At 46.2% G+C, this 11,039-nt stretch carries 9 protein-coding genes and 1 pseudogene; 6 read left to right on the forward strand and 4 right to left on the reverse strand.

What is annotated here, in order from left to right; all coding sequences use genetic code 11:
* Nucleotides 1-306 precede the first annotated feature (306 nt).
* A complete protein-coding gene (locus tag ACIOU6_RS26830) occupies nt 307-1,428 on the reverse strand; it encodes a hypothetical protein (protein WP_401139683.1) in 1,122 nt (373 codons plus the stop codon).
* A gap of 51 nt (nt 1,429-1,479) precedes the next feature.
* Nucleotides 1,480-3,210, reverse strand: coding sequence for a DUF6119 family protein (locus tag ACIOU6_RS26835; RefSeq protein WP_401139686.1), 1,731 nt, complete (start codon nt 3,208-3,210; stop codon nt 1,480-1,482).
* Between the two features lie 653 nt (nt 3,211-3,863).
* On the opposite strand from ACIOU6_RS26835, the gene ACIOU6_RS26840 reads away from it, so the two are divergent.
* The gene (locus ACIOU6_RS26840) at nt 3,864-4,223 is read left to right on the forward strand and encodes a DUF6124 family protein (RefSeq protein ID WP_401139689.1); all 360 of its coding nucleotides are present in this window, start codon (nt 3,864-3,866) and stop codon (nt 4,221-4,223) included.
* Nucleotides 4,224-4,518: 295 nt separating this feature from the next.
* On the opposite strand, the gene ACIOU6_RS26845 is transcribed toward ACIOU6_RS26840, so the two are convergent.
* Together ACIOU6_RS26845 and ACIOU6_RS26850 are read right to left on the reverse strand one after the other, a co-directional pair.
* On the reverse strand, nt 4,519-5,088 hold the full coding sequence (locus ACIOU6_RS26845) for a LemA family protein (protein WP_339495251.1): 570 nt from the start codon (nt 5,086-5,088) through the stop codon (nt 4,519-4,521).
* 3 nt (nt 5,089-5,091) lie between these two features.
* Complete coding sequence (locus ACIOU6_RS26850) at nt 5,092-6,195, reverse strand: hypothetical protein (RefSeq protein WP_401139692.1); 1,104 nt, start codon at nt 6,193-6,195, stop codon at nt 5,092-5,094.
* Between the two features lie 636 nt (nt 6,196-6,831).
* Here ACIOU6_RS26850 and ACIOU6_RS26855 point away from each other — a divergent pair.
* The 5 genes and pseudogenes from ACIOU6_RS26855 to ACIOU6_RS26875 form a co-directional block, all read left to right on the forward strand.
* Nucleotides 6,832-7,797 (forward strand): hypothetical protein, encoded by a 966-nt coding sequence (locus ACIOU6_RS26855; protein ID WP_401139695.1) that lies wholly within the window; start codon nt 6,832-6,834, stop codon nt 7,795-7,797.
* A gap of 2 nt (nt 7,798-7,799) precedes the next feature.
* Nucleotides 7,800-8,432 carry a DUF2997 domain-containing protein gene (locus ACIOU6_RS26860; protein WP_401139698.1) on the forward strand — a complete coding sequence of 211 codons (633 nt, stop codon included), beginning with the start codon at nt 7,800-7,802 and terminating at the stop codon, nt 8,430-8,432.
* Nucleotides 8,433-8,954: a 4Fe-4S single cluster domain-containing protein gene (locus ACIOU6_RS26865; protein ID WP_401139700.1), complete on the forward strand. Its 522-nt coding sequence runs from the start codon at nt 8,433-8,435 to the stop codon at nt 8,952-8,954.
* Nucleotides 8,955-8,981: 27 nt separating this feature from the next.
* Nucleotides 8,982-10,592, forward strand: a complete 1,611-nt coding sequence (locus ACIOU6_RS26870; RefSeq protein WP_221733518.1) for an AAA family ATPase — start codon at nt 8,982-8,984, stop codon at nt 10,590-10,592.
* 55 nt (nt 10,593-10,647) lie between these two features.
* Nucleotides 10,648-10,887: pseudogene (locus tag ACIOU6_RS26875) on the forward strand (DUF6124 family protein); the annotation flags it as partial.
* Between the last annotated feature and the right edge of the window lie 152 nt (nt 10,888-11,039).

The raw sequence follows: 11,039 nt of genomic DNA on the forward strand, positions 1-11,039 counted from the left end.
TCGTCGAATACTTTGCGTTTGTCGGTCATGGAGAGCTCCTCAATAGGTGTATTTTCCACCTATCGGGGTGTCCGGGGAAATTAGACCACTGCAGAGTTGTAGAGTAGAAGTTAGGTTGTTTTGCGACTTACATGGTGGCAGTTTAAGTCTAAGAAAAAGTAGAGAGAGGAGAGGGAAAGAGTAATCCTTGTCTGATTTCTGTAAATGCCGACCACTAAGGTCTTTATTAGGAAATAGGCATCCGAATGACTATCTTGATATAAGGTGTCTGTTTCGTAAAGAATTAAAGCAAAAATGTAAAACTGTTTAAAATGGAATTCCTATATCGAATGAGAAATCGCCTTCGTAATGGAATACATTTGCAATGGCGATAGCTATCTCTTTTTTAAATTGTTTATCTTGGTTCAATTTGGCAACCATATCAAGATCAATGTCGTCCGCATCGATATCTACTGACAATGCTTCTTGTTTTTCACTCCAGCTTAAAGAAAGATCTGAAGTTGTGGAGAATTTACGAGTGTGTCGGTAAAGAGCCATCCGTAACGCAGGTTTAGCAAGGTTGTTAAAATCTGGTAATAGTGCTTGGGTTTTTGACCAGTCCTTGTATGCGTCGCGATAAAATTTATCATAGCTTTCCTGAATGAATTCGCAATTGCTTGTGTGTAGTATAGAGTATTGTTGTAAAGTGTCTGGGAATGCACGCGCAGTGATAAATTTAATTCTGGCTACTTCCTCTTTTTGGTTTAATATGTATCGACAAAGGTAGTCTTCGGCGCTCACTGATTCTGCTGAGATGCCATCATCTTGAAATAAGACTCTCACTAACTCGCTCTCAATGATTGATGCTAGATTAAATTGATAAATTCGTTTTTTGTTTTTCTGGCGTTCCTTCAAAATACTCATCTCATAAGACTGTGCCTTCATTAGAGATGTAATTGAGGCAAATATATTTTTGTCGTTTTGAGGTGATGAATTTGCTTTGCTCATTTCTTGGAAGGCGAATACGTCTACATTTGGTGCGGAAAATAATACAGGGCATTCTTTTGATAGTTTTTCGTGATAAGACGGAGACCATGTCATTTTTGACATGTAGTGATGTATGGCGGGGTGGTTAGTCCACCCTTTAAAAGGGCGCCAATTATAGTTTGGGTCTTTGTCGTCCACCGGGCGAGATAGAAGAGCCCATGAGTTAGCTTCGTTTTTTTTGCAGCTTATAATTATTACTGTGTAAATGCTTAAGTCTTTTAGGTTTGTAACTTTATAGGCTAGCAGATCAATCTCCCTTACCGTTCCCTCGAGGTCATCAATATAACAACGGTTGCTAATCAGGTGCCATCCGTTTTTTCTCAAGGTTTTTCCGATTTCATACTCCAGTTTGAAACCAGTCTTCGAAATTGATTGAGCAATCTTTACTAAGTCAATAGCCATGTCGCTCCTTTTGAATCATGATTAAGTTGTGTAAAAAGTGTTTCCAATTTATCAATTGGAAATGCCCTTGACGTAATTTTTCTTAACGACGGGAATAAAACGTATTATGACATCGTGAAACTTGCATGTGTTTCGCAAGTGTTCGTGCATGAGTTTCAATTCATATTGGGCCATTAATGGTATTTCAGTTTTAACCGGAGTCGCTGCGCGTTGATCGCACAGGAGCCATAGGCAAACAACATAGTCTTTGCCATGTATCTCCGCTATGTTGGGTTTTATGTAGTCTAGGTATTCTGTTTTTTTTGTGCTGGTAGATAAACTTATATGGTTCCTGATCTCTCCCAGGAAAGATTGATCGTTAATGAACGCATGGCAATAGAATTGGGCTTGTGAAAATAAATAGTTCGTTGAAGAGGCATTTTTGTATGGTTTGCAATGAATAATCCTAATCTTATTATCATTCGTGAGATCTAGAATGTCGCAAAATTCTTTGTCTTTGCGACCAGAACCGATTTGAAGTTTTGCTTGGTCAAACAAAACGCATGAAGGGCGTATTTCGCAGATTGTTTTGTTAAAGATGCTCTCTCTATTCTGCATTTTTTCATCGTCGCTGATATCGACCCCCCTATAAATTTCCTCGCAAGCCTCTTCGTGGAGCGTGATTTTAGTAAAGTTGGTTATTTCGCTGTAGAAGTCGCTATCTACTTCCAGCCATTTCCCATCACTTAATACAAAGTACTTATCCCCTAGAGCTTGCTCAAAAGATAGGCAGTTATATAGTGGCCATTTCTTATAGCCAAGCACTTGATCCTCTTCGTATGAGTACGCATAAATATGTTTTGATTTTAGCTTTGTGGAGGTTATTTTTTCCGCATTTATATGCTCGAATATTTGATGAATTTCTAAATATGCATAAGTTTTATCTCCGGATTTTTTGTTATTTGAATAGGCGAATCCATAATCTGAGTCAATTAGTACTTCTGGTATTCCAAGGCTGATATTGCTCGTGTTTTTCAAGCGAAGTTGGTTGACTAGGTACTCATCTAGAGTGTTGCTGTCTGACTCCGTTGCCTCGTCAAAATGCTTGTAGTTTGGAAACAGCTTGGTGTACTCCTTACTTGCATAAGCCACTAAAAACTCTTCGCAATAGTCGATCAATACCTGCCAGCTAAGTTTCTCTTTTCCAATGATTTTTATTGTTAAGTTGTTTCGACCTTGAAGGGTTATATTTTTGTGGTCTTTCATGTGAGCCGAAATATAACGCAGGTCTTCCGCTTCGCTAAGGCCGAAAGCGAAAGAGTCAGCCGGTTTATTTACCTGCCTATCAATATGTGTTGGTGTAATGGCGTGACTCTCACTTTTTGTCTGGCGTATTTCTTCGTTGCCACACATGTTCATAGCTGTTTTTATTCCGAAGTCCGGCTCAAAGGCATCGCGATCAAGATAGCTTACGGCACTCCGTCCAAAGGTTGCTGCAAACACTCTGCCATTGATGGTTAAAAATAAAATCCCATTTGGATTCTTACTTTTTGAACTGAAGAGTGGCGCATCGTCCAAAGGGAGTTTTTCATTGATGAAGTTTAGCCATGGCGGATTTGATTTTATGTTTGTGGTTTCAAAGTATATAAAATGACAATCTGTCTCATTAGTTGTGAATTTAAATTCACTTGCGGATAAGTTCTTTAAAGCGTCTTTTTTTTGATCAAGTATGGATCCGATTTTTTTATCTTCTCTTGCGAGAAAAAATGATATTTGTGCGATTTCAACTCCTTGGTCGGTCATGGCTTTTCCTTGGATTAGTCACGCATCATTCAATAGCTAAGCAGCATCAGTGCTTATGTCAATAAATAACCCTTGGTTTTTTGGATAAATCGAAAATCTGCTGGGCCGGGAACTGACTCCTAGTTCCAGGGTGAGTTTTGGCCTATACCAACCGCTGGAAATGATCGAGCATCCGATAGGCAATCTGCGGTGAGCAGTGTCTAGAAGGGTGGCGAGGTTGTTGAGCATTTCGCTAGGGGTAAGGCAGAGATAATGGGACGGACCGATTTAGAGGTACGTGATGGGAATGAAGTCTCGATAAACGCCAATGTTTAAAAAGACATCTCCAGACACTCTCTCAGGCTACACATCCTTGCGTAATTGCCTACAGCTACGCCAGAATCTGCCGGCTTGTGCGCCTTGGGGGCGGGTTCTATTGTGGTTCGGTCGCTGACGAATCAGCGATCGGGTTTGGTAGCCCGGTTTTGACTTGGCGCAGAGCGTCACCCGATACAGGCCTTTTTGGGGCTGTGTATTTATGGTGGCCATGCGCAGGGCGTCTTCGGGCGCGCCGGTTTTCCAAGTCACCGGTCTACCAACCTTCGTATGGCCACCACCCCTTCGTTTGGTAGCGAAAGATGATGGCTCCTTTTCTATGATTTGGAGATTCACTCATGATCAAACCAACACCCAACCCGCCCGAAACCGACTCGGTTTCTCCTTACGAATCCCTCGATTCCAGAAAACTCCACGAAGCCGCCGACCGCGCGCTCGACCATTACCTCTGTCCGCCCGGTTCCACACCGCCGCCACGCAAAAGCCGTGGGATGTACGCCGTGACGGCGGACAACAAAAATGAAGAACTGCTGCTCGATGCCAGTGAAACACTCGCTTCGGCGCAAACCATCGCCCAGAACGTCGCCAGCCTGTTGCCGGCATCGCAGCGCCGGGCGTTGTTGGGGATTGCGCAGTTGATCATGCTCGGGGAGTTGGCGGTGAATCGGGCGTTGGATAATCTGCAAGTGCCGGGGTGATTCGGCTGTCGGGATCGCCTGTTGATTGATCTGGCGGTCGTTCTGGCGCCTTCGCGGGCAAGCCCGCTCCCACAGGGTTTTGTGTTGGTCACGGGCATCGTGTTCGGCGCTGAAACCTGTTGGGGGCGGTAAGTACGAGGATTGAAGGCTTCATTTGACAGTCGCTCCAGCCGGGGCTGTCTACCTTTTTGCTGCTTTCGGCATCGCGCTTGGAAAAATTGGCGGCGGATCTATTTGAGCAGGGAGATGATCGACCATCACCCTCACGGGTGATGGGTTCGATGCATGACGCGGTTTAGATATTCGGGGTGTAAGAGAAACTTTGCGAAGCTTCGGTATCGGAGAACGGCGTCACACGCGTTTTCTTGTTGAACAGGCCATTGACGAGCGAGCCTGGGAACATTTCGATGGAGTTGTTGAACAGTTCGACGTTGCGGTTGTAAATGGTGATGGCCGCGCCGACGTTCTCTTGTTGTTCGGCGATTTCACGCATCATGTTGTTCGCCGCTTCGGATGCTTTCAGATCAGGGTAAGCCTCAAAGGTAACGCGCAAGCCACCCATCAGCTCCCTCGAGGCGGTTTCAACTTTCGTGAGGGCGTTGCCGTCTGCTCCAGCAGGAAGGGCATTGACCGCGCTGCGAAGGCCGGCGATTTTTTCGAGGAGGCTGGACTCAAAGACCATGAAGTCTGAGAGCACTTTTTGAAGCTGATCGAGCACCTTGGTCTTCTGGCGTTCGTAAACGAGCACGTCTGACCAGGCACGTTGTACTCGGTTGTGCCCCCCAATGATGCCGTTGTAGAGGCTGAAGCCCGCTACGATGATGACGACAGCGATAACAGCGGAAAGGATGAGTGCAATGTCCATGGCTTACTTCTCTTGGCGGCTTGTTAGGGGAGAGGAGGCAAAGTTGTCATCGTGCAGTTCGCTGAGTGCATGGCTCCATTGGAGCGCAGACATCAGGCGCGGCAGTTCGATACCGGCAGAAATTTCTGCGTAAAAATTGTTGGGCGAAGCCAGCGAATACTGAGCACCGTACGCGAACAGGTCGCTGCTCGCGAAACTGAGGCAGAGCTCTCCACTGTTGGAGAACTCCAGGTTCGGACGATCGAGGATGTCGAACAGCTTCAGCAAGTGGAGCACCGTCGAAGGCTTGATGAATTTCGCACAGAGCATCTCGCTGCGACCGGTCAAACGGAACGCTTTATTGAAATCCGGAGAAGCCGTGTCCATGGGACACGGATAGTCGTTCTCCGATTGGTCATCAGATCTAACCGATATCCCGCTGACCCATGGAAAGTCGATGACCAGGCTGTACCGATCGTAGTGGTCGTAAACCACTCGAGTCTCCGTTTTGGTTTTTCCATCTTTGTCGGTCACCGTGGTTTGCACTGTTCGCCTGTTAACGTAGTGCAACTGGCGATAGTGGTAAGGGAGGTTGCGCAACGTGCCGGGGAATACACCCTGTATCGACTCGACCAACTCGCGGCTGTAGTCGCCCCGGCGGTAATCACCAAATTCTGTGTCCAGCTTCTTGAGGGTCGTGGCCGAGTCTTCTTTCAGCAAAGTCAGTCCGTTGTGGAAGTAGGATGACAGTCGAGCAATTCTTTTACTGAGCAACGGCAACCGATTAGATTTGGATTTCATCCATGTCAGACTCCAAGCGGCAATCACGATGCCAAGAAAACCAGTGCCCATGCCGAACGAGTCGGGATCAATTTCCAATCGATAAAAGAACAGAGCGACGCTAGAGATGTTCCCAATCCAATAAAGGGCCACTGCACTCGCAAGCAATAACAGGCCAGTGCCGAAAAACCACCATGCGCGTGTGCGATCGAATTCGAGCGGGCCATCGTACGAGGCGAACTCATGGATCACCTTCAATAAGTCGGTGTTGGACTCAGTCCTGTCAATACTGGCTTCGCTCACAGCCAGCAACTCATTTAATCTCGCGTTCTGCGATGGGTTGGCCATGTCAGGTATCCATTGATTCAGGGATGCCTGGCGCGGGATTAATGACCCGTATTGAAGATTCGGCTGTATTCATAATCTGTCAGGAATTTTGAAAAGGAGTGGACGATACCATTGTCACGCAATGAGCTTTTTGGTACAGGGTGTGTAAAAAAGCGCTCCAGTTTAACCAAGTTGAGTTCGCCGACAAAAACGTCGAATCGCTCCCTCACGGCGCTTTAGGACTGACAGGATTTTTCAGGGTTATCACCGATAGTGTTCCCCGTTCAATTTCATAAATTGGAGGTTTTTTTTGAAGTCCGATCCTGGCGTTCACAAACGAGTGCTTGGCGCCTTGCCGGAGCTACCGCTCGATTGTAGGGTACATGGCCGTTACGATCTGCAGGGGAGCCAACTACCCGTGACGCTCTCTATTGGCAATGCCAAAGCGTTTTGGATCGACTGGCCACTTTCAAAATCGGCAGTGGTTGAAGTTAGCTCGAACCGTATGGCTACTTCAGACCATCCCTAGTGCGTGATAAATCAAAGGTCGTCATGTAGCATAGACCCATCAGCAGTTCTACAGTCATCCCGTCACTACGCGCTACTGAATCAACTCTAGAAGGTTTGTGAATGATAAGAACTATCCCGGTGTGGAAAATGATGATGATCGCCAAAGGTAAGATATTGGGACTTTTAATCCTGGCAAGCCTACCTGTTTTTATTTTTGGCGGTGCGAGGGCACTTCTTGAAGGGTTGCAGAATGGGCAAATTCGCCAGGCTGCAATGGGGTTTATCACTCTGATTTTTTTTGGTGTGGGTGTCCTGCTATTTGCACCTTCAAAAAAATATATTCCCGGTAAAACATTTCAGGCTTATAGAAATAAAAAATTCAATACAAAGGCGGGTATAAATTACGGTTATGCAATAATTATTCTGTCGGGGGTAATTATTGCAGTTCTTGCACCGGAAACGGCGATGACAACACTGTACTATGGAATAGGTGGCATTGTTTGTCTTTATTTTTATTCAAAAACATTAAAATTTCACGAGGATATCGATTTTTCAACAAATGAATATTTGGAAACCGCTCTGGGATTTCCTGCCGGGGAGAAAATTCTGGTCAGCTACCAGAATTTTGATGCCGGTGAGGTTAAAAATGGTTGCAATGCTTTTGCCGCAACAGCGACCAAGTTAATTGTTGCGTCGTTTGACGGGAGTGTTTGGAGAAAGCTGTCACGGGACATGAATCAGATCTCGCGCATTGGCATCGCTGGCGATGCATCCCAAAATCATTTTGTTAAATTGCAATTCAATGATGGAGCCGATGCTTTGTTGCGCATTGAACTATATGAAAAGCTCACATCAAATCCAATCCTGATAATAAGACGGCTGTTAGAAGCGATTGATGCAAGTCTTCTGAGCGATAGTGGTGCATCACAGGCAGTACAAAGACGTCGAGTGGTTGTCAACTCCGAAACTCCAGCCCCGGCTTTAAAAAATGTTGCGCCTGAAGCGACGCTTGTACCCATGGCGCCTGTGCGTAACATCGAGGTTGCCCCTGATGTGTTAATTGCTATCCAGGCCGCCGAAGAAGTTGTTCCCGGTCGCAGGCTGGAGCTTTAATAATGTCGCATTGTACAAAGTTTGAATTTTCTTATGTTAATGAAGAAGCTATTGCCAAAGCTTTCGGCAAGATGGGCCTTAGCCCGACGACGAGTCTGGTTTCCACGTTTGCCAGCGATTTCAGTAAAAAAGTGTTGAGCAAGTTAGGCTATTTGGGCACGCAGCAATACAGGGCTATTTGTGGCCAAACCGCTGATGGATTCAATCTATTTGTTTGCCAAATTGAGGCGGGCTCATACAAACTCCTCATCGAACGGGAAAATATTTCGGTCAACGATGAAGCGATAATGGATGATTTGGCTTTAAGCTTTCAGAAAGCATACATCAGCGTAGCCATCGATGAAACCATCAAGCGCATAGAAGCATCAGGGGTTCCAGCAAGGGTGAAAGAAACGCTTCAAGGGTTCGAGATTGAATTTGGACCTCGCTATGAATACGGTATTCATGTCACTTTTACGGGCGATGCAATTACGGAGGAAGTGCATGGCGTGAAAGGCGATATTTGCACAAAACTTACTGAAGAGCTTGAGGCTCTACTTTCTAGCCCTATGGCGGAGCTTGTAACAGAGTGGAAGCCGGAATATACCGTAGTTCATGAAGAGCAAACCCTTCAAATTCTCAGTGCGAACTTCTAAATGGAAATCAATTTACACCATATGGAGTTAAGCCGCGTTAACGGCCCTGGATTACGCTTGACATTATGGGTGCAGGGTTGTGTGCTGAATTGTAAGGGATGTTTCAACCAGACGACGCATGATGGCGAAGCGAATACGCTGATGTCTGTTTATGAATTGGCTCAGAAGATAAATGCACTGGACATCGCTGGGGTTACCCTCTCCGGGGGGGAACCGCTCGACCAGGCGCCAGCCTTGGAACAATTAATACATGCCGTCGATGGCGAGAAAAACTGGATACTCTATACAGGCTATACGCCAAAAGAGATATTCCAGAATGAAGGCATGATTCGAGTTGTTAAAGCCGTAGACTTGACGCTGGCCGGTCGGTATCGGCATAACGCTAAACATCCCTATCAGCACAAGCAAATTATCAAAACCAGCGACAGAGTCGATATTGACTTTTTTCGTACTGGAAGAGTTGTCGAGTTTATTGTTTCAAGTTCTGGCGTTACCAAAACCGGTCTTCCGATGCATGTATAACTCAGTTCAAGCGCAGGGATAATAAGCATGAGCCGTACCAAGCAGATAACAGATTACCTAAAAGCGCGTTATGCGATTTTGGTCATTGAAACTTTTGAGGAAGAGCGTGCACTCAATGAGATTTCTGAAATCGCCAAGGCGCTCAGCCATCGTTTGTTCGTTTGGAACTCGACGCTAGGCGTGCAGATAAATGGCGTCGTGGCTGGGGATAAAACCTTTGATCTGAAAATGGCCTTGGATTTTTGCGAAGAAAAGGCGAAGGAGGAGGGCAGCAAAAACATTTTTGTTTTTTGTGATGCTCATAACTACCTTGCCTCAAGCTCAAACCCTGTCTACCGCCGTCGACTTCGAGATTTAGCCATCAATATCCGTTCGCGTGGTTATCGAAGTAACTGCATTGTCGTGGCACCCAGCTTTGAAGTTGCCAATGATCTGCAAAAGGAAATCACGTTAATTGATTTTCCACTCCCGTCAAGAGAAGAAGTTAAGGCTCAGATAAATAACTTTGTTAATTCATGGCAGGGTAATGGCAGCGTTAAGATTGATCTTTCTAGTGAGGCAAAAGATAAACTCATTGATGCCGCTTTGGGCCTCACGGGGTTGGAAATTGACAATAGCTTGTCTCGTTCATTGGTATCCAGTCTGAATATAAATGAAAACACCGTAAAGGATCTGCTTTCCGAGAAAAAACAAATTATACGGAAAACAGGCATCTTGGAATACATTGACTCAAAGGTAAGTCTTGAAGATGTTGGAGGGCTGGCAACTCTTAAGAAATGGCTCCATTTGCGTAGCCAGTGTTTTGGGCAGTTGGCTCAGGAGTTTGGTGTCAGAACCCCGAAGGGTTTGCTCTTAACGGGAGTTCCTGGTTGCGGCAAGTCGCTAACGGCGAAATGCATATCGTCGTCATGGAACATGCCCTTATTGCGTTTGGATATGGGAAAAATCTTCCAAGGGGTGGTCGGCTCTTCAGAATCCAATATTCGTTCCGCACTACGTACTGCCGAAGCTATCTCGCCCTGCATCCTATGGATCGATGAAATTGAAAAAGGACTTTCTGGCTCTTCCGGAGGGGCATCTGATGGTGGCACTGCTACACGCGTATTCGGCACGCTGTTGACTTGGATGCAAGAAAAAACGGCACCTGTTTTTGTGTTTGCTACCGCTAACAATATCAACAGCTTACCGCCGGAGTTGTTGAGGAAGGGGCGATTCGACGAAATATTTTTCGTTGACTTCCCGTCGACATTGGAAAGAAAGAAGATTCTTGAAATACATCTGAAGAAATTGAAGCGTGATCCAGAAAAATTCGATTTGGATCGATTGTCTGCTCTAGGCGGCGAGTCGAATTTTGGTAAAGACATTGTGCTTTCTGGTGCTGAAATCGAAGCTTGGGTTGGGGACTCGCTGATTGAAGCGTTCTCACGGCGGATGAATGGCTCTGGTGATTTAAGCGACCTGACGATGGTGGATTTTGAAACGACTATTTCGCGTTTTGTACCCATGAGCAAAATGCGTAAAGACGAGTTCACGAAACTTCGTGATTGGGCGAATCAAAATGCAATTAGCGCTTCGGCTATGGTTGCCGGTCAGAATGATAAGGAAACTCAAATCGGCGGTAGGCAAATTGATTTTTAATTTTCGGTGATTTGGCAGCCTAACCGCTTAATCCCTGGCGACACGCCCATGGGCCGGTTCCACGCCGCCTCTACGCAAAAGCTGTGGGATGTACGCCGTGACGGCGGACAACAAAAATGAAGAACTGCTGCTCGATGCCAGTGAAACACTCGCTTCGGCGCAAACCATCGCCCAGAACGTCGCCAGTCTGTTGCCGGCGTCGCAGCGTCGGGCGTTGTTGGGGATTGCGCAGTTGATCATGCTGGGGGAACTGGCGGTGAATCGGGCGTTGGATAATCTGCAAATGCCGGGGTGATTCGGCTGTCGGGATCACCTGATGATTGATTGGGTGTCCGTTCTGGCGCCTTCGCGGGCAAGCCCGCTTGTGTCTTGATCTGGGAATAAACTCTGAGATGAGAGGGGTGGATGGCAAGCAGTGAGTCCGCGGTGCTTAAAGCACGAGTGGGA

The organism is Pseudomonas sp. NPDC087615 (assembly GCF_044743445.1).
GTDB classification, from domain to species: domain Bacteria; phylum Pseudomonadota; class Gammaproteobacteria; order Pseudomonadales; family Pseudomonadaceae; genus Aquipseudomonas; species Aquipseudomonas baetica_A.